The sequence below is a fragment of the Xanthobacter sp. DMC47 genome (assembly GCF_056313845.1).
The window spans coordinates 654,816-674,234 of sequence record NZ_JBQUZM010000004.1; the positions used below are offsets into that span (position 1 = coordinate 654,816).

Here is a 19,419-nt window from a genome sequence, read left to right on the forward strand (position 1 = left end):
TTGACTCGCCCACAATCCCGGTGTCTCTCCGCTCCCCAATTTCCAGCCGGAGGGCCGCCCAATGACCGAAGGGTCGCGCACAACACCCCAGACCGCCTTCATTTTCCCCGGTCAGGGCAGCCAGGCCGTGGGCATGGGCAAGGCCCTGGCCGACAATTTCCCCGCCGCAAAGGCCGTGTTCGAGGAGGTGGACGCCGCCCTCGGAGACAGCCTGACCAAGGTGATGTGGGAAGGTCCCTCCGACGCGCTGACCCTGACCGCCAACGCCCAGCCGGCGCTGATGGCGGTATCCATTGCCGCGCTCCGGGTTCTCGAATCGGAAGCGGGCCTTGATCTCGCCCGCGAGGCGGCCTTCGTTGCCGGCCATTCGCTGGGCGAATATTCGGCCCTCGCCGCTGCCGGCGCCCTCACCGTCACCGAGGCGGCGCGGCTCCTGCGCATCCGCGGCCGCGCCATGCAGGATGCGGTGCCGGTGGGCGAAGGCGCCATGGCCGCCCTGCTCGGCCTCGACTACGACCAGGCCGTCGCTGTGGCGGCGGAAGCCGCCGGCGACGACGTGTGCGAGGCGGCCAACGACAACGCCCCCGGGCAGGTGGTGGTCTCCGGCACCAAGGCCGCCGTGGAGCGCGCCATCCTCATCGCCAAGGAGCGCGGTGCGCTGAAGGCGGTGCTGCTGCCGGTGTCCGCCCCCTTCCACTGCCGCCTCATGGGCCCCGCCGCCGAGGCCATGGAAGTGGCCCTCTCCGGCTCCACCGTGATGACGCCGCGCGTGCCGCTGGTCGCCAACGTGCGCGCCTCTCCGGTCACCGACCCCGCCGAGATCGTCCGCCTTCTGGTGGAGCAGGTGACGGGCACCGTGCGCTGGCGCGAAAGCGTGATCTACATGGCCGGCGCGGGCGTCACCCGCGTGGTCGAGGTGGGCGCCGGCAAGGTGCTCTGCGGCCTCGTGAAGCGCATCGACAAGCAGATCGCGGCGAGCGCGGTGGGCACGCCCGAGGACGTGGCGGCCTTCATCGCCGCCCGCAACGCAGCCGCTTCCGCCGCCTGACTTCTTCTCACCTATGGGCGCCCTCCCCGGAAAAAATCCGGGCGAGGGCGTCCGCGCGTCGGGACACCACCCGGCCAAGCCGATACAACCGGCGGCGCAAAAGCCGCGACACCCGAAAGAAACTGAACTGGGGGCTGACATGTTCGATTTGACCGGCAAGACCGCGCTCGTGACCGGCGCCACCGGCGGCATCGGCGGCGCCATCGCCAAGGCGCTGCACGCCCAGGGCGCCACGGTCGCCGTCTCCGGCACCCGCCGCGAGGCGCTCGATGCCATCGCCGCCGAGATGGGCGGCGAGCGCGTCATCGTGCTGCCCTGCAACCTCGGCAACACCGAAGAGGTGGAAAAGCTCATCCCCGCCGCCGAGGAGGCGCTGGGCGGGCATGTGGACATCCTCGTCAACAATGCCGGCATCACCCGCGACAACATCTTCATGCGCCTGTCGGACGAGGCGTGGGACCAGGTGATCGCGGTGAACCTCACCGCCGCCTTCCGCCTCTCGCGTGCCGCCGTGCGCACCATGATGCGCCGCCGCTCCGGCCGCATCATCTCCATCACCTCCATCGTCGGCGTCACCGGCAATGCGGGCCAGGGCAATTATGCCGCCGCCAAGGCCGGCATGATCGGCATGTCCAAGTCACTGGCGCAGGAAGTGGCCTCGCGCGGGGTCACGGTGAACTGCATCGCGCCCGGCTTCATCGCCACGCCGATGACCGACGCGCTCAACGAGAAGCAGCGCGAGGGCATCCTCAAGGCCGTGCCGGCCAACAAGCTCGGCACCCCCGAGGACATCGCCGCCGCCTGCGTCTACCTCGCATCCAACGAGGCCGCCTACGTCACCGGCCAGACGCTGCACGTGAACGGCGGCATGGCGATGATCTGATCCGGCGATGATCTGACGCCTTCCGATACCGCTTTTCGGCGTCCGCTCGGCTCCTTCAACCGGGCGGACGTTGTAAGCGGGACGGGAACTATTCTATCCTGCGTGTGCGTGCGGGGGACGGGAGGCACGCATGAGGATAGAGCGTGTGGGCGCTGGCTCCGAGCCTGCGCCGGGTCTGTCACTGCGGCAGAAGCCGCGCAATATTCTATCGCGCTTCTGGAGCCGCATCCTCGATCTCACGCTTGTCCTGTGGGTGGTGCGGGTCCCGCTTCTCAGCGTGCTCCTCGGCCTCGCCATGATGGCCGGGGTGACGCAGGCGCAGGACGTGATGCTCGACGTCGCCATGGCCGGCGCGCCCGTCGGCGCCGCGGCCGGCCTCTCGCGGGCGATTCTTTCCCTTGTCCTCGCCGTCTTCCTGCTGTGGGCCATGCCGGTCCACTATGCCGCGCGCCTGCTGGTGGAGACCGACAACGGCCTTGCGGTGCTGGTCGCCCGGCGCAATGCCGCGGCTGGCCGGCGCGGTGTCGCCGGGCGCGACCGGCTGACGGCGGCCATGGTGCGGGAATTGCCGCGCCTCATCGGCGTCATGCCCTTCCTGATCTTCGCCATCGGGGCGGACGCGGCCATCTCCAACCTGCCGACGCTCGCCGACCGCCCGGCCATCGAGGCTGCCCACCACCAGCTCGTGGTGCTTGTCTGGGCGATGGTGGCGGCGGTGCCGCTCTTCTATCTCTATTGCGTGCTGCGCGGGCGGCTGACCCAGGTCGGTGTGCTGGCGGCCTTCGACCGCGCCCTGGGGCACTGGCTGAAGCCGGTGTTCGGCCTGCTCGGCATCGCGCCCCGGCGGGACGACGCGGACGGCCAGCTCCACGCCACCGGCCGCCTCGTGCTCCTGTTCTACGCCTTGCTGGTGGTGGCGGTGCTGGTGGCGAGCCCGCACTGGCTGGCGGCGCGGCTGCCGCTCGCCTATGCGGTGCCGCTGATCTTCGGCGGGTGGGTGCCGATCCTCGCCTATCTCTCCTCCGTGGGGCGGCGCTTCCATGTGCCGATCCTGACCGGCCTGTTCCTCGCCGGCGCCATCGGCGTCTACGTGTTCGGCGACAACCACGCGGTGCGCACCGTGACCGCCGACGAGCCGGCCTATCGGCGCACCAGCCTCGTCCAGGCCGTCCACCTGTGGATGCGGGCCAATGGCTGCGCCGAACAGCCCTCGTCCTGTCCGCGCCCCATCATCGTCACCGCCGCCGGCGGAGCGAGCCGGGCGGGCTTCTTCATCGCCAGCGTGATCGGCCATTTCCTCGACTACAACCAGCAGAAGCAGGCCTTCAGCTTCACCCGCGCGGACGGCTCCAAGGTGAGCCGCGCGGCGCGGGACGACGGGCGCTTCACCCCCGCCATCCAGAGCGCGCTCGACGGAAAGGACATCGCCACCCGCCTGTTCGCCATCTCCGGCGTCTCGGGCGGCTCCCACGGGGCGGCGGTGGTGGCGGCCGCCCTGTCGGCCCGCACCGGCAAGGCGCCCCCCTGCCCGGACGAGGCGCCGGCCCACTGGTTCGGCGGCGCCATCAACGGCTGGCGCGACTGCCTGGAGAGCATGACGGCGGACGATTTCCTCACCGCCACCTTCTTCGGCCTCGCCTTCCACGATCAGGTGCAGTTGTTCCTGCGCGATCGCGCCGCGCTGCTGGAGGAGGCCTGGGAGGCGAGCTTCGCCCGCCATGTGGGCGCGGCCGGCGCCCATGCCGGCCCCGGCGCCGCCCGCCGCCTCTCCGAGCCGTTCCTCAGCGCCCCGCGCGATCCCGAGCACTGGGTGCCCTATCTCGTCCTCAACGGCACGTCGGTGGAGACCGGCCAGCGCATCATCACCACCGACCTCCTGCCGACCTACGCTGCGGCGAGCCGCTGCCCGAGCGGCGGCCCCAATGCCGAATGCCCCATCTTCACCCACGCCATCGACTTCCACAGCCTCGTGCGCTCGGACCTCGACGTGCGGCTCTCCACGGCGGCCACCAACTCCGCCCGCTTCCCGGTGATCTCGCCGCCGGGCTCCATCTACCAGGTGGACACGGACGTGGTGGACCGCATCGTGGACGGCGGCTACTTCGAGAATTTCGGCGCCGAGAGCGCGCTCGAGCTGGCGCAGGCCATCGTGGACGTGGAGCCGGCGCTGGCGCCCTTCATCCTCGTCGTCTCCAACGATCCCCAGAGCGTGCTCACCGAGGAGCGCACCGCCCGCGGCGTGGTGGTGCCGGATGCGGCCGACCACAGCCTCCTGCCCGAGGTCGCCGGCCCGCTCGGCGCCATCGGCGCGGTGCGCAGCGGCCGCGGCCGGCTCGCCGTCGCCCATGCCGCCGCCTGGCTCGATACGCGCTTCGGCGGCCGCTGCCCGGTCAGCCTCGTGCAGATCAAGGTCTGGCCCGAGGACAGCGCCGGCCACTGCCCGGTGGGCACCGCGACGCCGGAGAAGATCCGGCAGGTCTCAATGAGCTGGTGGCTCTCCAAGCCCGTGCAGATGAACCTGCACGAGCAATTGGAACCCACCCCCGACCGCTGCAACAACCGCACGGCGGTGGAACAGGTCTGGACCGCCCTCGCCACCCGCTCGGAAGCCTGCACCGGCCCCACGCCTTGAGGGGTGGGCGCGACGTGCCGGCCCGCGCCGTCACTACTGGTCGGGGGAACGAGGCCGCCGAGATCGTCCGTCATCGCCCGGCTTGTCCGGGCGATCCACCGAACCGCCTGCGCGATGTCCGGGAAGCCGACACGGCCCAACCGTGGATCGCCCGGACAAGCCGGGCAATGACAAGCGACTTTGACGGCCCCCGCGCCCCGGACGCATGCGCTGTCAGCGGAATGCGTCCGGCGCTTGGCCCAGGGCACGGCGGCAGCGCCCATGGGGATGCCGCGCCGGCGCGAAATCCCGTAAACTGCTCCCGTTTCATTCGCCGCCGGCCAGACCGGCATTGATATTTCAAGACTTGGAGGCAGCCCGCCATGGCGCGCGCCCGTACCGCCTATCTCAACCGGGCCGATGTGCCCGACCGCGCCGCCCTGCAGGCGGCGCTGGACGCCTTCAAGCTCAAGCTGGTGCTGGACGACGGCTATCTGCCGCTGGAAACCTCCGGCTATCTGCCCTGCACCCTCCAGGGCGAGGATGCCGGCTTCACCCTCAGGTTTCGCGACGTGGCGGAGGACGGTGGAAAGTACCCGGCCCTCGCCCCGGCCCTGGGTGGGCGGGACGTGGCCGCCGACATCAAGTGGACCGGCGACATCCGCGAGGAGGTGAGCGCCATGGCGGTGCTCGCCGCCCTCGCCGGCTCTTTCGGTGCCGTGGTCCACGACCCGGAGAAAGATGCGCTCATCGAATCGAAGAAGCTCCTCGCCCGCGCCCGGGAGGGCGCCGAGGAACTTTGAGCGCGCCTAGTGCGCGACGCTCTTCGACAGGAGATTGATGACGATGACGCCGGCGATGATGAGCCCCAGGCCGATCAGCGCCGGCAGGTCGAGCTTCTGGCCGTAATAGACCCAGGCGAATCCGGTGACGAGCACGATGCCGACCCCGGACCAGATGGCATAGGCGATGCCCACCGGCAGGGTGCGCAGTGTGAGCGACAGGCAGAAGAAGGCGACGCAATAGCCCACCACCACGATGGCGGACGGACCAAGCTTGGTGAAGCCCTCCGCCTGCTTCAGCGCTGAGGTGGCGATGACCTCGGCGACGATGGCGATGAGAAGATAGATGTAGCTCATGTGACCGGCCCCGCTGACCTGCGCCAAAGCCGCGGTATTCCGCAGCCCCCCGCGCAGAAGAGGCGCCGGCCCGGCCGCTGTCAACGTGGGGAAAGCCCGCCCCATCACGGGCCGCCGCCCCACCCGCCATCGCGCCCCGGGCACTTACTGTCCTGCCGCCATCAGCCCCGCCGCCCCGCCGCCTCCACCCCAACCGCCGTCGCCCTCCGGCCTGACCGGAGGGCCCACCCCTCCACCAGCGCCCGCGTGCAGAGACCGAGACAAACAGCGCCATGGGTCCTCCGGTTGAACCGGAGGACGACGGCGGAATGGGTTGCCCGCCATCACCCCACCATCGCCCCCCTCCGCCGCTTCCAGCGCCGGCCCCGCCCCGCTATGGTCGCTCTTCCCTCCGCAGCACGACGGCGCCCGTGACCGAGCCCTTCACCCCCCGCGATCCCGCGTTTGAGACCAAGGTGCGCGACAGCTTCGCTCGCCAGCCCTTCATGACCCTCATCGGCGCCACCCTCGGCGCGGTGGCGCCGGGACGGGTGGAGATCGTGCTGCCCCATGCGGAGAAGGTGACCCAGCAGCACGGCTATTTCCACGGCGGCTCCATCGGCGCCATCGCCGACACCGCCGGCGGCTATGCCGCCTTCAGCCTGTTTCCGCCGGAGTCGACCGTGCTGACGGTGGAGTACAAGATCAACATCATGGCCCCCGGCAAGGGCGAGCGGCTGGTCGCCGTGGGCGAGGTGACGCGGGCGGGGCGCACCCTGACCGTGGCGAAGATCGAGGTCTATGCCGAGACGGGCGGCATCCGCACCCATTGCGCCACCGCCACCCAGACCCTCATGTGCCTCGCCGGCCGCGCCGACGCACGCGCCTGATGCTGTTCGCGTCTCCCCTGCTCCCGGGCCGGCTGGTCCGGCGCTACAAGCGCTTCCTCGCCGACGTGGTGCTGGACGACGGCACCGAGACCACCGCGCATGTGGCCAATTCCGGCGCCATGCTGGGGCTCGATGCCCCCGGCAGCCGCGTGCTGCTTTCCCGCTCCCTCAATCCCGCGCGCAAGCTGGCCCTGAGCTGGGAACTGGTGGAGGCGGATTTCGGCGCCGGGCCGGAATGGGTGGGGGTGAACACCATGCATCCCAACCTTCTGGTGGCCGAGGCCATCGCCGCCGGGCAGGTGCCGCCCCTCTCCGGCTATGCCCGCATGCGGCGGGAGGTGAAATACGGCAAGGCCAGCCGCGTCGACATCAAGCTGGAGGACGACGCCCGCCCCGACTGCCTCGTGGAGGTCAAGAACGTCCACCTCATGCGCGCGCCCGGCAAGGCCGAGTTCCCCGACTGCGTGACCGCCCGCGGCGCGAAGCATCTGGAGGAGCTGGCCGGCGAGGTCGCGGCCGGGCGGCGGGCGGTGATGGTCTACATCAGCCAGATCGGCTCGGCGGATTCGATCGCCCTCGCCCGTGATCTCGACCCCTTCTATGGGCGCGCCTTCGACCGAGCGCGGGCGGCCGGGGTGGAGGCCATCGGCCTCGCCTGCCGGATCACGCCCGGAGGTATTGAGGTGGCGCGCGAGGTGCCCATGCTGGGGTGAGAGGCCGGTTCGGGAGCTGACACCATTGGACAGGCACCGAACCCCGGGTGAAAACGTGGTGAAACCCGATTCGGAAACCTGGGGTGAATCGCCGATGGTCGTCCCGTTCAGCCTCTCCCGCCGCGGAACCCTGAAGCTCGCCGCCACCTTCGCCGGGGCGATGATGGCCGACGCCCTGCTGCCGGCCATCGCCGCAGACGACCCCGACCTCGCCGAGATTAAAGCCCTGAAACCAGGTACTTACGTGTGGTATCCGGAGCGCGCGCCGGACGGCTTCGTCGCCATCGTGGTGAATCTGACGGACCAATTGTGCTTCGTCTATCGCAACGGTGTCCGGATAGGGGCATCCACGGTCTCCACCGGCAAGGACGGGCATGAGACCCCTACCGGGGTATTCACAATCCTGGGCAAGGACGTGGACCACCACTCCTCGCTTTATAACGACGCTTCAATGCCTTACACGGAGCGCCTGACGTGGTCCGGCGTGGCGCTGCATGCGGGTGGCCTCCCTGGATACCCCTCCTCCCACGGCTGCGTCCACCTGCCGCTGGAATTCTCCAAACTGGTCTTCGGCATCACCCACCTGGGCACCCCGGTCATCATCGCCGACCGGCATTCAGCGCCAGAAGATGTTTTGCATCCGGGACTTATCATGAGCGAGGGTCTGGAGCAGCAGCTCGCCACCTCCGCCACCGGGCAGGGCGCCCCGCAGGATGCGACGGCCACCCCGGAGCCGGTCTCCATGGTGGTCAGCCGGGCCGACAGCACCATCACCGTGCTGAAGGGCGCGCAGACCGCGGTGCAGGGTCCGGTGAGCATCCGCGATCCGCAGAACCCCTTGGGAAACCTCGTCTATGTGCTCATGAGCAAGGACGGGAGCGCCCCCCGCTGGAGCGCCGTTTCCTACGAGGGCCGCGGCGTCGCCCCGGGTCAGGCGCAGGATGCATTGGCCCGGATCAGCGTCGCTCCTTCCATCAACAAGCAGGTGGCGGCGCTGGTGACGCCCGGGACCACCCTGTTCCTCACCGACCTCCCCGCCCATCCGGGCACCCGAAGCGACGGCGGATTTGTCGTTCTCGCACAGAAGGTTACGAGCTGATGCGCCGGCTCGCCGCCGCGGCGATGCTCGCCCTCGTCGGCACGGCCGCCCACGCCCAGCCGGCAGCCAAGCCCGCGGCTGCGGTTCCCGCCAAGGAACTGTTCGGCCGCGCCACCCAGCCAGCCCCCATGGCCGCGCGCAGCATCGGATTCTATTCCAAGGGCTGCCTCGCCGGCGGCGAAGCCTTGCCGGTCAACGGTCCGAACTGGCAGGTCATGCGCCTGTCCCGCAATCGAAACTGGGGCCACCCGGATCTCGTCGCCTTCCTCGAGCGCTTCTCGGCGAAGGTGCCGCAAGTCTCTGGCTGGCAAGGCATTCTCGTCGGCGACATGGCTCAGCCGCGCGGCGGCCCCATGCTCACGGGCCACGCCTCCCACCAGATCGGCCTCGACGCCGACATCTGGCTCACTCCCAGCCCCGGCCGGGAGCTCACCCGCGAGGAGCGCGAGAAGCTCTCCGCCTCCATGATGGTGCGCGCCGACCGCAAGGACATCGACCCCGCCAACTGGCGGCCGGACACCTGGAAAGTCATCCGCGCCGCCGCTGTCGAGCCGCGGGTGGAGCGCATTTTCGTCAATGCCGCCATCAAGAAAGCGCTGTGCCGGGAGGCGACGGGAGACCGCTCCTTCCTCGCCAAGGTCCGGCCCTACTGGGGGCACGACTACCACATGCACATCCGCCTCACCTGCCCCGCCTCCAGCCCCGAGTGCCGGCCGCAGGAAGCCCCGCCCACCGGCGAGGGGTGCGGATCGGAGCTGGACTGGTGGTTCTCCGATGCAGTTCTGCACCCCAAGCCGGAGAAGGAGCCCTCCAAGCCCAAGCCGCCCCTCACCCTCGCCGATCTCCCGGATGCCTGCGCCGTCGTGCTCGACGCGCGCTGAAGGATCATTCGGGCTCGCGAGAACGTGCGGGGCCGGGATGCCGGCCTCCGGCTGGTGCCGCTGCGCTCCCCGGCGCATCATGCCAGCGCAGGCCGAAGGGCCGCAGCACCATGGGAGGGCGCGATGCTGAAACGTCTGGGTGTCGGTGCAATCGTTCTGTTCGCGGCCCTGAGCCCCGCGGCGGCCGAGAAATGGGACCTCTCCACCATGACCTGCCAGCAGTTCCTGCAGGCGGACAAGGATACGATCACCATCATCCTCACGTGGCTGGATGCCTACTACAAGGACGACGACGCCCCGCCGGTGATCGACACGGACAAGTTCGTGAAGAATGCCGAAAAGCTCGCCGCCTTCTGCGCCAAGTCGCCAAGCCTCGGCCTCATTACAGCGGCGGACGAGGTATTCGACTGAGCGCGGAACCCGCCGCTCCAGTCCCGTCTTGAAGAGTTGCCCGCTATTGCGGCCGCTCCGGCCCACCGGGCGGCAAAAGGGAGGTTCGCGTGTCCGATCTGTCTGATCTTTTTCCGGGATTTGCCTCGCACTACGTGGACACGAAGGCCGGCCGCATCTTCCTTCGGCAGGGAGGAACGGGCACCCCCCTGCTGCTGCTCCACGGCTTCCCCGAGAGCCACGTGATGTGGCACCGCATGGCGCCGAAGCTCGCCGAGCAGCATACCCTCGTTATTCCGGACCTCCCCGGCTACGGCTGGAGCGCGGCGCCGGAGGGAGGGACCGATCATTTCCCCTATTCCAAGCGCGCCATGGCCGCCGCCATGGTGGAGGTGATGGAAAGCCTCGGCTTCGCCCATTTTTCCGTCATGGGGCACGACCGGGGCGCGCGAGCTGCCTACCGGCTGGGGCTGGACCATCCCGGCAGGCTGGACCGGCTGGTCCTGCTGGACATCGTACCCACCTATGTCATGTGGCACAAAATGGACCGGGCCCGCGCACTGCAGGTCTATCACTGGGCGATGCTGGCCCAGCCCAAGCCCCTGCCCGAGAAGCTGGTGGGCGGGAACCCCGCATGGTTCCTCGATTGGACCATGGCGAGCTGGACGGCGCACAAGGACCTTTCGGCCTTCGATCCGCGCGCCATGTCCGCCTATCGCGCAGCCATTTCGTCCCCGGATCGCCTCCACGCCATGTGCGAGGACTATCGAGCCGGCGCCACCATCGATCTCGCCCACGATGAGGCGGACATTGCCGCCGCGCGCACCCTCTCCTGCCCGACGCTCGCGTTATGGGGCGCAGCTGGCATTCCGAGCCGGGGCGCGAGCCCACTGGAGGCTTGGAAGGCGCTCGCGCCCCAGGTGGAAGGCCAGGCGATCGAGGCCGGCCATTTCCTGGCGGAAGAGGCGCCGAAGGCGACGCTTGATGTAGCGATGCCGTTTTTGGCCCAGGGACGGCCGTAGACCGGCTACCGGCGTTCCTGGAAGAAGGCCCGCAGAACCTCAGCCGCCTGCCGCTCGGCGATGCCGCCATAGACCTCAGGCGTGTGGTGGCAGGTTGGCTGGGAGAAGAAGCGCGGGCCGTGCTCCACGGCACCGCCCTTGGGGTCCGGCGCGCCGAAATAGAGCCGGCGGATGCGCGCGAAGGAGAGCGCCGCCGCGCACATGGCACAGGGTTCCAGCGTCACGTAGAGATCGCAGTTCATCAGCCTCTCGGATTTGAGCTGCGCGCCCGCCGCGCGAACCACCAGCATCTCCGCATGGGCGGTCGGGTCGTTCAGCTCTCGCGTGCGGTTGCCATTTCGGGCGATAACCTCCGAGCCGCGCACGAGAACCGCGCCCACCGGAACCTCGCCCCGCTCGGCCGCCGCGCGCGCCTCGTTGAGCGCCATCTGCATGAAGGTTCCGGACATGGTGCCTTTAGCCGCCCCCGATCTCACCCGACTCATCGCCGCGCTCGCCGCGCAGCCTGCGCTGTGCTAACTCCCCCTCATGCCGCGCACATCACCGCCCCGCAAGGACAAGAACCGCGTTCCGCGCCAGAAGCGCGAACTTCCCGCCGCCCCCCAGAAGGAGGCAGAGCGCGTCGCCAAGGTCGTCGCCCGCGCCGGCCTCGGCTCGCGCCGCGAGATCGAGGACTGGATCGAGGCCGGCCGCGTGGCCGTCAACGGCGAGGTGCTCACCAGCCCCGCCGTCACCGTCACGCCCGCCGACGCCATCACCATCGACGGGGAGCCGCTGCCCGAGCGCGAGCGCACCCGCCTCTTCCTTTACCACAAGCCCAAGGGCGTCGTGACCACCAACCGCGACCCGGAAGGCCGCACGACACTGTTCGAAATCCTCCCCAAGGGCCTGCCGCGCCTCGTCAGCGTGGGCCGGCTCGACCTCAATTCCGAAGGCCTGCTTCTTCTCACCAACGACGGCGGCCTGGCCCGCGTGCTGGAGCTGCCGGAGACCGGCTGGCTGCGCCGCTACCGCGTGCGCGCCAATGGCGAGATCGACCAAGCGAAGCTCGACACGCTCCTCAAGGGCATCACCGTGGACGGTGTGGAGTACGGCCCCATCGAGGCCGAGCTCGACCGGGTGCAGGGCGCCAATGCCTGGATCACCGTGTCCCTGCGCGAAGGCAAGAACCGCGAGATCCGCAACGTGCTGGGCGCGCTGGGCCTTGCCGTTAACCGGCTGATCCGCGTGTCCTACGGCCCCTTCCAGCTGGGCGAGATTCCCGAGGGCAGCATCGAGGAAGTGCGCACCCGCGTGCTGCGCGACCAGATCGGTGCCGACCTCGCCGCCGCCGCCGGTGCCGATTTTGCCGGACCGCTGGTGGAGCGGGAGATCGAGGAAGTCCCGGTGCGCCCGGCCTACCGTCCCGCGGGACGCAAGCAGGCTGCGGCCGACAAGACCGGGGGGCTGAAGACGCCGGCCCGCCGCGCCAGCCGCGAGCGTGAGGAGTTCGACGCACCGGTGGAGGACGTCATCCGCCCCGCCGCCCCGCGCGTGCGCCGTCGCGCCAGCGAGGAGCACGGCACCGAGCGGGTCGGCACCGTCGCCGACCGCAAGGGCCGCTCCGTGAAGGTCGAGCGTGTACGCGCCCCGAAGGACGAGGCGCCGCGCCGAGCCCGTCCCGCCGCTGGTGAGGGCGAAGGGCGTCCCTTCCGCCGCAGCCGGGACGAGGGCGCGGCCGAGCGTCCGCGCCGCGAGGGGCGCCCCTCCTTCCGCGATGACACCCCCCGTGGGCGCGGCCCGCGCGAGGAGAAGGAAGATTTCCGTCGCCGTCCCACCCGCTCCGGCGGCGGCGACGAGCGTCCGCGCCGCTACGAGGACGACGGCGGCTTCAAACGCTCCGGCCCCCGCCGCGAGGGCGAGCGCCCGCAAGGCGACCGCCCGTTCCGCTCGCGTCCGGAAGGGCGCGGCGGCGATTTCGGGGATCGGCCGTCTCGCAGCCGCAGCTTCGGCGGCGAACGGGCGGAAGGCGAACGCCCCGCCCGTTCGCGGCCCCGGCCGGAAGGGCGCGGTGGCGATTTCGGCGACAAGCCCGCCCGTTCCCGCAGCTTTAGCGGCGACCGGCCCGAGGGCGAACGCCCCGCCCGCGCCCGGACCCGGCCGGAAGGACGTGGCGGTGACTATGGCGACAAGCCTGCACGCAGCCGCAGCTTCGGTGGTGACCGTACGGAGGGCGAGCGCCCGGCGCGCGCCCGGCCGCGCCCGGAGGGTCGCGGTGACTTCGGCGACCGGCCGCCGCGTGAGAGCAGCTATGGCGATAAGCCAGCCGGCCGCACCCGTTCATTCGAGGATCGTCCCGGGGGTGGCAAGCCCGCCGGCCGGCCGGGCGGAAAGCCGGGCGGCTTCGGCGCGAGGGGTGGCGGCAAGCCCGGTGGCCGGCCTTCTGGCGGAAAGCCGGGGGGCAAGCCCGGCGCGGGACGCTCCGGCGCCGGCAAGCCGGGCGGTCCGCGCGGCAAACGCTGACGCGGGCATGTGACTTATGCGCATCGTGGGGGGCCGACTCAAGGGACGGGCGCTAAAAGGCCCGTCCTCCAGCCTCACGCGGCCGACCTCCGACCGGCTGCGTGAAAGCCTGTTCAACGTGCTTGCGCACGCCTACGGCGACCCGTGTGAGGGCGCGCGCGTGCTGGACCTGTTCGCCGGCACCGGCGCGCTGGGCATAGAGGCGCTGTCCCGTGGAGCGCGCTTCGCGCTGTTCGTGGAAGAGGCGGCGGAGGCGCGCGGGCTGATCCGCGACAATGTGGAGACGCTGGGCCTCACCGGCGTCACCAAGGTGTTCCGCCGCGATGCTACCCGCCCCGGTCCCATGGGGCCGGGCGAGCCCTATGGCCTCGTCTTCTGCGATCCCCCGTATGGAAAGGGCCTCGCGGAGCAGGCCATCACGGCGGCGGTGGAGGGCGGCTGGCTCGCCGCCGATGCTCTGCTCATCATCGAGGAGCGCACCGGCCTGTTCGTGACGCCGGAAGGCTTCTACGAGATCGAGCGGCGCGCCTATGACGAGAGCGAACTGATCTTCCTGGAACGGGCCTGAGCCCTTCCCTCACCGCTCGCTGCGGACGATGACCTCCATCAGTTCCGCCACCTTGCGGCGCTGATCCTCGGCGTCGCCCGAGCGGATCGCATGCTCGACGCAATGCCCCACATGATCCTTCAGCACCTCCTCCTCCACGCGCCGCAAGGCGGCGCGGACCGCCGAGAGCTGGGTGATGATGTCGATGCAGTAGCGATCCTCCTCCACCATGCGGGAGAGGCCGCGCACCTGGCCCTCGATCCGGCTCAGGCGCTTCTGGACTTGCTCTTTGGTCGGGCTGCGCATGCCTTGCCATATACCCCCTACGGGTATATTGGACAAGAGACGATACCCCCAGGGGGTTTATTGCCGCCTTGAACATGAGCCAGCGCAAGGCCACCTGCCCATATGCGGCCTAACGCTGGCAAACGGATTTGCGGAGCCGCCATGGCACACGACCACTCATCACACGACCATTCCTCGCACGGCGGCGATTGCTGCGGTGGCAAGGCCCCGCCCCCGCTCGACCTGTCGGGTGCCGCCAAGCCGGCGCTGGCCGAGACGGTGAAGGATCCGGTCTGCGGCATGGACGTGAAGACCGACCCGGCCGCCGGCAAGCCCACGACGGAGCATGGGGGGCGTACCTATTTCTTCTGCGGCAACGGCTGCAAGACCAAGTTCGAGGCGGCGCCCCAGACGTATCTCGCGCCGGTGAAGGACCCGGTGTGCGGCATGATGGTGTCGCCCGGCACGGCCAAATACTCCGCCCGGCACGAGAAGAAGCCCTATTTCTTCTGTTCCTCCTCCTGCGAGACCAAGTTCAAGGCTGATCCCGTGCGCTACGTGGGCGGCAGCGCTCCGCCACCGCCCGTCGAAGTGCCGGCGGGCACCATCTACACCTGCCCCATGGACCCGGAGATCCGGCAGATGGGCCCCGGCATCTGCCCCATCTGCGGCATGGCGCTGGAGCCGGAGGTCGTCACCCTCGACGAGGGGCCGAACCACGAGCTGGTGGACATGACCCGCCGCTTCTGGATCGGCCTCGCACTCACCCTCCCGGTGTTCGTGCTGGAGATGGGTGGCCATCTCTTCGGCTGGTCGCCGTTGCCCCAGCAGATCTCGAACTATGTGCAGTTCGCCCTAGCGACACCTGTCGTGCTGTGGGTGGGCTGGCCCTTCCTTCAGCGCGGCTGGCTGTCGCTGAAGACGCGGCATCTCAACATGTTCACCCTCATCGCCATGGGCACGGGGGTGGCCTATCTCTATTCGCTGGTGGGCACGTTCGCGCCCGGGCTGTTCCCGCATGACTTCCACGCCCATGGCGGCGGCGTGCCGGTCTATTTCGAGGCGGCGGCAGTCATCACCGTGCTGGTCGCGCTCGGGCAGGTGCTCGAGCTGCGTGCCCGCGATCAGACCTCCAGCGCCATCAAGGCCCTGCTCTCTCTCGCCCCCAAGACCGCCCTGCGCATCCGGCCCGATGGCACCGATGAAACCATCGACCTCGGCCTCGTCGCCCCCGGCGACGTCCTGCGCGTGCGCCCCGGAGAGAAGGTGCCGGTGGACGGCACGGTGGCGGACGGTCGCGCCGTGGTGGACGAAAGCCTCGTCACCGGCGAGTCGCTGCCCGTCTCCCGCGAGCCGGGCGAGAAGGTCATCGGCGGCACGGTCAACGCTTCCGGCGTCTTCACCATGGAGGCGGAGAAGGTCGGGCGCGACACCCTGCTCTCCCAGATCGTGCAGATGGTGGCGCAGGCGCAGCGTTCCCGCGCACCGATCCAGCGGCTGGCGGATCAGGTTTCCGGCTGGTTCGTGCCGCTGGTGTTCGGCGCCGCCGTCGTCGCCTTCGCGGTGTGGATGGCCGTTAGCCCTGAGCCCCGGCTCACCTTCGCGCTGATGGCAGCGGTGAGCGTGCTCATCATCGCCTGCCCCTGCGCCCTCGGCCTCGCCACCCCCATGTCGGTGATGGTGGGCGTCGGCCGCGGCGCCCAGCTCGGCGTGCTGGTCCGCAACGCCGAGGCTCTGGAGCGCATGGAGAAGGTGGACGTGGTGGTGGTGGACAAGACCGGCACCCTCACCGTCGGCAAGCCCAAGGTGATCGCCGTGCGCGCCTTCAACGGCCGCCGCGAGGATGAAGTCCTGCGCCTCGCGGCCGCCCTGGAGCGGGCAAGCGAACACCCGCTCGGCACCGCCATCGTCCACGAGGCGGCGGCGCGTGAGCTTGTCACCTCCGAGCCGTCCGCTGTCGAGAGCCCGGCGGGCAAGGGCATCGTCGGACAGGTGGAGGGCCACGCGATCGCCGTCGGCCACGCCGCCTTCATGAGTGAAATCGGGGTTCATACCGACCATCAGACCGCGATCGCCGAGAGCTTCCGCCGCGAGGGGGCAACGGCGGTGTTCGTCGCCATCGACGGCAAGGCCGCCGGCCTCGTTGCCATCGCCGATCCGGTCAAGGATACGACCGAAGCCGCGCTGAAGCGCCTCCAGCAGGACGGCGTGCGCGTGGTCATGCTCACCGGCGACAACCGCACCACGGCGCTGGCTGTCGCCAAGCGCCTCGGCATCATCGAGGTGGAGGCGGAAGTGCTGCCGGCGCGCAAGGCCGAGGTGGTCGAGCGCCTGCGCAAGGAAGGGCACGTCGTGGCCATGGCCGGCGACGGCGTGAACGATGCCCCGGCCCTCGCCGTGGCGGACGTGGGCATCGCCATGGGCACGGGCACGGATATCGCCATGGAAAGTGCCGGCATCACCCTGCTGAAAGGCGATCTCGCCGGTATCGCCCATGCCAGGGCTTTGTCCCGCGCGACCATGGCCAACATCCGGCGCAACCTGCTGTTCGCGTTCCTTTACAATGCGGCCGGCGTGCCGATTGCGGCCGGCGTGCTCTATCCCAGCCTTGGCCTGCTCCTGTCGCCCATGGTGGCGGCGGCGGCCATGGCCCTCTCGTCCGTCAGCGTCATCGCCAACGCCCTGCTGCTGCGGACCTTCACGCCGCGCTGAGGCGCGGCTTTACAGGCATGGCCCCCGGACGGAAGATCGATCCGGGGGCATGCATGGACCTTTCGGCGGCAGGCATTTCGGAGCGGATCGGCCGGGCGGGCGCCGTCGCGCGCGGCGTCGGGTCCGCACTGCTCGGCCTCGCTCTGCCGCCCACCTGCATCGCCTGCGGAAGCATCACGGGCGCGGCGGGGGGATTGTGCGGGCCCTGCTGGGGCCAGCTCTCCTTCATCAGCCGGCCCTATTGCGAGCGGACCGGCGCGCCGTTCAGCCATGATCCAGACCGCGTGTTCGGAGATGGCTGGATCTCGGCCGAAGCTCTCGCCGACCCTCCGGCCTATGATCGCGCCCGCGCGGCCGTGACCTTCGACGACGTAGCCCGCGGCCTCGTCCACAAGCTGAAATATGCCGACCGCCTCGACCTCGCCGCGCCCTTGGCCCGGCTGATGCTGCAGGCCGGTACAGACCTCACGGCCACGGCCGAGATCATCGTGCCGGTGCCGCTCCATCCCTTCAGGCTCTGGCGGCGCAAGTTCAATCAGGCGGCGCTGCTCGCCCGGCATGTGGCGGCTGCCACGGCGCTGCCGGTCGATGCGGGCGCGCTGGTGCGGCAGCGCCGGACCCCCTCGCAGACCGCGCTGGGGCGCAACGCACGCCGCGCAAATGTCGCCGGGGCTTTTGCGGTGCCGCATGCTGCAGCGCATCGGATCGAGGGGCGGCGCGTGCTGCTGGTTGACGACGTCTATACCACCGGCGCGACGCTTGATGCCTGCGCGCAGGTGCTCCGGCGCGCAGGCGCCACGGGCATTGACGCCCTCACGTTTGCGCGGGTTGTCGAATTCGGCTGACCCCTTATGATGCGACGCTTTCGTGACGGCACGCCCCCTGCGCCGTCCCACCAGTCGTGACATCATGAAGCCCATCGAAATCTATACCAAGAGCTGGTGCCCCTACTGCCATTCCGCCAAGGAATTGCTGCGGCGCAAAGGCTTGACCTTCACCGAGATCGACGTGACCACCGACGCCGAAGGCCAGCAAGAGATGATCCGCCGGGCTGGCGGGCGCACGTCCGTCCCGCAGATATTCATCGGCGAGACCCATGTGGGCGGCTGCGACGACCTGTATGCTCTGGAGGAAGCCGGACGGTTGGACGCCCTGGCGGCCTGACCCTGGGTACGGCCCACTTGGCGCGGGGGCGCGCAAGCGGCGGCCCCCGTGCATTCCGGTCAGGAAGGGCCTATCTGTCTGAAATCGCGCCGCGCCGGGCGCGATGCGGCGTTCCCGGCTCCGGCGGCAGCGAGAGATCAAGCCCCATGACCACCTCGGAACCGACCCCGGCCAAGCCCGCTCCCGCCGTGCGGGCCGGCAATACCCTCCGCGTCGGCCTGATCCAGTTGCGCAGTGGCCGTGAACCGGCAGCGAACCTCGATGCCGCCGCCGCCCTCATCCGCGAGGCTGCGCGGGATGGCGCCCGCTATGTCCAGACGCCCGAAGTCACGAACATCATGGAGCTGGACCGCAAGGTCCTGTTCGAGAAGCTGCAGGAAGAGGGCAGTGACGCGACTCTTGCCGCTCTTCGCCAGCTGACGCGCGAACTGGGCATCACGCTGCATATCGGCTCCCTCGCCCTGAAGGTCTCCGATGCCAAGGCCGTGAACCGCGGCTTCGTCATCGATGCGGATGGCGAAATCACCGGCCGCTACGACAAGATCCACATGTTCGACGTGGACCTCGGCAATGGCGAGAGCTATCGCGAGTCCAACGCCTATCGGCCGGGGGAGCGGGCGGTTCTGACCGACGTGGACGGCATCCGCCTCGGCATGACCATCTGCTACGATCTGCGCTTTCCCGCACTCTACCGGGCCCTCGCCGAGGGCGGCGCCAAGGTGCTCACCGTGCCCTCCGCGTTCACCCGACCCACCGGGGAAGCCCACTGGCACGTGCTGCTGCGTGCCCGCGCCATCGAGAATGGCGCCTACATTCTCGCCGCCGCCCAGGGCGGCCGGCACGAAAACGGCCGCGACACCTACGGCCATTCGCTGGTTGTCGACCCCTGGGGCCGCGTCATCGCCGAGGGCGGTACCGACCCGGGCGTGATCCTCGCCGAGATCGACATGGCGGAAGTCGCCGCGGCGCGCGCCCGCATTCCTTCCCTTGCCAACGGCCGCCGGTTCGAGGTCGCCGAGCCGGGACAGATCGGCCACCTTCACGTGGTACGTGCCTCCTCATGATCCGCTACACCCTCAAGTGCGACGATGGCCACGAGTTCGAAAGCTGGTTCCCTTCGTCGGCCAGCTACGACACCCAGCACGCGCGTGGCCTCGTCACCTGCCCGACCTGCAACTCGGCGAAGGTTGAGAAAGCCGTAATGGCCCCTTCCGTCGCGCGTACCGACAAGGGGGCCTCAGCGAAGGAGCCGGCCGCGGAAGCCACGAGCGCTCCGGCCGCCGAAGTCCCTCCCGCGGAGGCGACGCCCCTGGCCATGATGGCGCGGCCCGACAGCGAATTGCGCACGCTCATGCGCCAGTTGCGGGACCACATCGTCGCGAACTCGGATGACGTGGGAGACAATTTCGCCGATCTCGCCCGCAAGATGCACGATGGCGAAATCGAGCACCGCCCCATTCGCGGCGAAGCGACGGCGGAAGAGGTGAAGGCCCTGCACGAGGATGAGGTGGAGGTGTTCCCCCTGCCCGTGCTGCCGGAAGACCGGAATTGAGG

The 19,419-nt window shown here is 69.8% G+C and carries 20 protein-coding genes; 17 read left to right on the top strand and 3 right to left on the bottom strand.

The window, feature by feature from the left end; genetic code table 11:
• The first annotated feature begins 61 nt into the window (after nucleotides 1-61).
• The 4 genes from fabD to ACT54R_RS14815 all read left to right on the top strand — a co-directional run bounded on the left by fabD (nucleotide 62) and on the right by ACT54R_RS14815 (nucleotide 5,345).
• On the top strand, nucleotides 62-1,048 hold the full coding sequence (gene fabD / locus ACT54R_RS14800; RefSeq protein ID WP_476327487.1) for an ACP S-malonyltransferase: 987 nt from the start codon (nucleotides 62-64) through the stop codon (nucleotides 1,046-1,048).
• 139 nt (nucleotides 1,049-1,187) lie between these two features.
• Nucleotides 1,188-1,931, top strand: a complete 744-nt coding sequence (gene fabG / locus ACT54R_RS14805) for a 3-oxoacyl-[acyl-carrier-protein] reductase (protein WP_209488715.1) — start codon at nucleotides 1,188-1,190, stop codon at nucleotides 1,929-1,931.
• A gap of 130 nt (nucleotides 1,932-2,061) precedes the next feature.
• A complete protein-coding gene (locus tag ACT54R_RS14810) occupies nucleotides 2,062-4,563 on the top strand; it encodes a hypothetical protein (RefSeq protein WP_476327490.1) in 2,502 nt (833 codons plus the stop codon).
• Between the two features lie 362 nt (nucleotides 4,564-4,925).
• The gene (locus ACT54R_RS14815) at nucleotides 4,926-5,345 is read left to right on the top strand and encodes a hypothetical protein (RefSeq protein WP_476327492.1); all 420 of its coding nucleotides are present in this window, start codon (nucleotides 4,926-4,928) and stop codon (nucleotides 5,343-5,345) included.
• A 6-nt stretch (nucleotides 5,346-5,351) separates the two neighbouring features.
• Here ACT54R_RS14815 and ACT54R_RS14820 read toward each other — a convergent pair whose 3' ends face one another.
• Nucleotides 5,352-5,681 carry a DMT family transporter gene (locus tag ACT54R_RS14820; protein WP_476327494.1) on the bottom strand — a complete coding sequence of 110 codons (330 nt, stop codon included), beginning with the start codon at nucleotides 5,679-5,681 and terminating at the stop codon, nucleotides 5,352-5,354.
• Nucleotides 5,682-6,091: 410 nt separating this feature from the next.
• On the opposite strand from ACT54R_RS14820, the gene ACT54R_RS14825 reads away from it, so the two are divergent.
• The 6 genes from ACT54R_RS14825 to ACT54R_RS14850 all read left to right on the top strand — a co-directional run bounded on the left by ACT54R_RS14825 (nucleotide 6,092) and on the right by ACT54R_RS14850 (nucleotide 10,655).
• Nucleotides 6,092-6,550: a PaaI family thioesterase gene (locus ACT54R_RS14825; RefSeq protein WP_476327496.1), complete on the top strand. Its 459-nt coding sequence runs from the start codon at nucleotides 6,092-6,094 to the stop codon at nucleotides 6,548-6,550.
• Nucleotides 6,550-7,263: a DNA/RNA nuclease SfsA gene (gene sfsA / locus ACT54R_RS14830; RefSeq protein ID WP_476327498.1), complete on the top strand. Its 714-nt coding sequence runs from the start codon at nucleotides 6,550-6,552 to the stop codon at nucleotides 7,261-7,263. The genes ACT54R_RS14825 and sfsA overlap by 1 nt, the downstream gene beginning before the upstream one ends.
• A 58-nt stretch (nucleotides 7,264-7,321) precedes the next feature.
• A complete protein-coding gene (locus ACT54R_RS14835) occupies nucleotides 7,322-8,362 on the top strand; it encodes a L,D-transpeptidase (protein ID WP_476327500.1) in 1,041 nt (346 codons plus the stop codon).
• Complete coding sequence (gene mepA, locus ACT54R_RS14840; protein ID WP_476327502.1) at nucleotides 8,362-9,243, top strand: penicillin-insensitive murein endopeptidase; 882 nt, start codon at nucleotides 8,362-8,364, stop codon at nucleotides 9,241-9,243. Before ACT54R_RS14835 ends, mepA begins: the two co-directional genes overlap by 1 nt.
• Before the next feature lie 123 nt (nucleotides 9,244-9,366).
• Nucleotides 9,367-9,654 carry an HdeA/HdeB family chaperone gene (locus ACT54R_RS14845; RefSeq protein ID WP_476327504.1) on the top strand — a complete coding sequence of 96 codons (288 nt, stop codon included), beginning with the start codon at nucleotides 9,367-9,369 and terminating at the stop codon, nucleotides 9,652-9,654.
• Nucleotides 9,655-9,743: 89 nt separating this feature from the next.
• Nucleotides 9,744-10,655 (top strand): alpha/beta fold hydrolase, encoded by a 912-nt coding sequence (locus ACT54R_RS14850; protein ID WP_476327506.1) that lies wholly within the window; start codon nucleotides 9,744-9,746, stop codon nucleotides 10,653-10,655.
• Nucleotides 10,656-10,660: 5 nt separating this feature from the next.
• Here ACT54R_RS14850 and ACT54R_RS14855 read toward each other — a convergent pair whose 3' ends face one another.
• Nucleotides 10,661-11,104, bottom strand: a complete 444-nt coding sequence (locus tag ACT54R_RS14855; RefSeq protein WP_476327508.1) for a nucleoside deaminase — start codon at nucleotides 11,102-11,104, stop codon at nucleotides 10,661-10,663.
• Between the two features lie 79 nt (nucleotides 11,105-11,183).
• Here ACT54R_RS14855 and ACT54R_RS14860 point away from each other — a divergent pair, with 79 nt between their 5' ends.
• Together ACT54R_RS14860 and rsmD are read left to right on the top strand one after the other, a co-directional pair.
• Nucleotides 11,184-13,157: a pseudouridine synthase gene (locus tag ACT54R_RS14860; RefSeq protein WP_476327510.1), complete on the top strand. Its 1,974-nt coding sequence runs from the start codon at nucleotides 11,184-11,186 to the stop codon at nucleotides 13,155-13,157.
• Nucleotides 13,158-13,173: 16 nt separating this feature from the next.
• Nucleotides 13,174-13,725: a 16S rRNA (guanine(966)-N(2))-methyltransferase RsmD gene (gene rsmD, locus ACT54R_RS14865; RefSeq protein WP_476327512.1), complete on the top strand. Its 552-nt coding sequence runs from the start codon at nucleotides 13,174-13,176 to the stop codon at nucleotides 13,723-13,725.
• Nucleotides 13,726-13,734: 9 nt separating this feature from the next.
• On the opposite strand, the gene ACT54R_RS14870 is transcribed toward rsmD, so the two are convergent.
• The gene (locus ACT54R_RS14870) at nucleotides 13,735-14,010 is read right to left on the bottom strand and encodes a metal-sensitive transcriptional regulator (protein WP_024279715.1); all 276 of its coding nucleotides are present in this window, start codon (nucleotides 14,008-14,010) and stop codon (nucleotides 13,735-13,737) included.
• A gap of 141 nt (nucleotides 14,011-14,151) precedes the next feature.
• On the opposite strand from ACT54R_RS14870, the gene ACT54R_RS14875 reads away from it, so the two are divergent.
• From ACT54R_RS14875 to ACT54R_RS14895, 5 genes are all read left to right on the top strand, one after another.
• A complete protein-coding gene (locus ACT54R_RS14875; RefSeq protein WP_476327514.1) occupies nucleotides 14,152-16,701 on the top strand; it encodes a heavy metal translocating P-type ATPase in 2,550 nt (849 codons plus the stop codon).
• Between the two features lie 53 nt (nucleotides 16,702-16,754).
• Nucleotides 16,755-17,546 carry a ComF family protein gene (locus ACT54R_RS14880; protein ID WP_476327516.1) on the top strand — a complete coding sequence of 264 codons (792 nt, stop codon included), beginning with the start codon at nucleotides 16,755-16,757 and terminating at the stop codon, nucleotides 17,544-17,546.
• Nucleotides 17,547-17,610: 64 nt separating this feature from the next.
• Entirely contained in the window at nucleotides 17,611-17,865 is a 255-nt protein-coding gene (grxC, locus tag ACT54R_RS14885; protein WP_168456384.1) for a glutaredoxin 3, read from the top strand.
• A gap of 146 nt (nucleotides 17,866-18,011) precedes the next feature.
• Nucleotides 18,012-18,929: a carbon-nitrogen hydrolase family protein gene (locus tag ACT54R_RS14890; protein ID WP_476327518.1), complete on the top strand. Its 918-nt coding sequence runs from the start codon at nucleotides 18,012-18,014 to the stop codon at nucleotides 18,927-18,929.
• Complete coding sequence (locus ACT54R_RS14895) at nucleotides 18,926-19,417, top strand: DUF1178 family protein (protein ID WP_476327520.1); 492 nt, start codon at nucleotides 18,926-18,928, stop codon at nucleotides 19,415-19,417. The genes ACT54R_RS14890 and ACT54R_RS14895 overlap by 4 nt, the downstream gene beginning before the upstream one ends.
• The last annotated feature ends 2 nt before the right edge of the window (nucleotides 19,418-19,419 follow it).

Bases quoted from the DNA above. Each gene is read 5' to 3' on its own strand.
- fabD (WP_476327487.1), top strand. From the start codon at position 62: ATGACCGAAGGGTCGCGCACAACACCCCAGACCGCCTTCATTTTCCCC.
- fabG (WP_209488715.1), top strand. From the start codon at position 1,188: ATGTTCGATTTGACCGGCAAGACCGCGCTCGTGACCGGCGCCACCGGC.
- ACT54R_RS14810 (WP_476327490.1), top strand. From the start codon at position 2,062: ATGAGGATAGAGCGTGTGGGCGCTGGCTCCGAGCCTGCGCCGGGTCTG.
- ACT54R_RS14815 (WP_476327492.1), top strand. From the start codon at position 4,926: ATGGCGCGCGCCCGTACCGCCTATCTCAACCGGGCCGATGTGCCCGAC.
- ACT54R_RS14820 (WP_476327494.1), bottom strand. From the start codon at position 5,681: ATGAGCTACATCTATCTTCTCATCGCCATCGTCGCCGAGGTCATCGCC.
- sfsA (WP_476327498.1), top strand. From the start codon at position 6,550: ATGCTGTTCGCGTCTCCCCTGCTCCCGGGCCGGCTGGTCCGGCGCTAC.
- mepA (WP_476327502.1), top strand. From the start codon at position 8,362: ATGCGCCGGCTCGCCGCCGCGGCGATGCTCGCCCTCGTCGGCACGGCC.
- ACT54R_RS14845 (WP_476327504.1), top strand. From the start codon at position 9,367: ATGCTGAAACGTCTGGGTGTCGGTGCAATCGTTCTGTTCGCGGCCCTG.
- ACT54R_RS14855 (WP_476327508.1), bottom strand. From the start codon at position 11,104: ATGTCCGGAACCTTCATGCAGATGGCGCTCAACGAGGCGCGCGCGGCG.
- ACT54R_RS14860 (WP_476327510.1), top strand. From the start codon at position 11,184: ATGCCGCGCACATCACCGCCCCGCAAGGACAAGAACCGCGTTCCGCGC.
- rsmD (WP_476327512.1), top strand. From the start codon at position 13,174: ATGCGCATCGTGGGGGGCCGACTCAAGGGACGGGCGCTAAAAGGCCCG.
- ACT54R_RS14870 (WP_024279715.1), bottom strand. From the start codon at position 14,010: ATGCGCAGCCCGACCAAAGAGCAAGTCCAGAAGCGCCTGAGCCGGATC.
- ACT54R_RS14875 (WP_476327514.1), top strand. From the start codon at position 14,152: ATGGCACACGACCACTCATCACACGACCATTCCTCGCACGGCGGCGAT.
- ACT54R_RS14880 (WP_476327516.1), top strand. From the start codon at position 16,755: ATGGACCTTTCGGCGGCAGGCATTTCGGAGCGGATCGGCCGGGCGGGC.
- grxC (WP_168456384.1), top strand. From the start codon at position 17,611: ATGAAGCCCATCGAAATCTATACCAAGAGCTGGTGCCCCTACTGCCAT.
- ACT54R_RS14890 (WP_476327518.1), top strand. From the start codon at position 18,012: ATGACCACCTCGGAACCGACCCCGGCCAAGCCCGCTCCCGCCGTGCGG.
- ACT54R_RS14895 (WP_476327520.1), top strand. From the start codon at position 18,926: ATGATCCGCTACACCCTCAAGTGCGACGATGGCCACGAGTTCGAAAGC.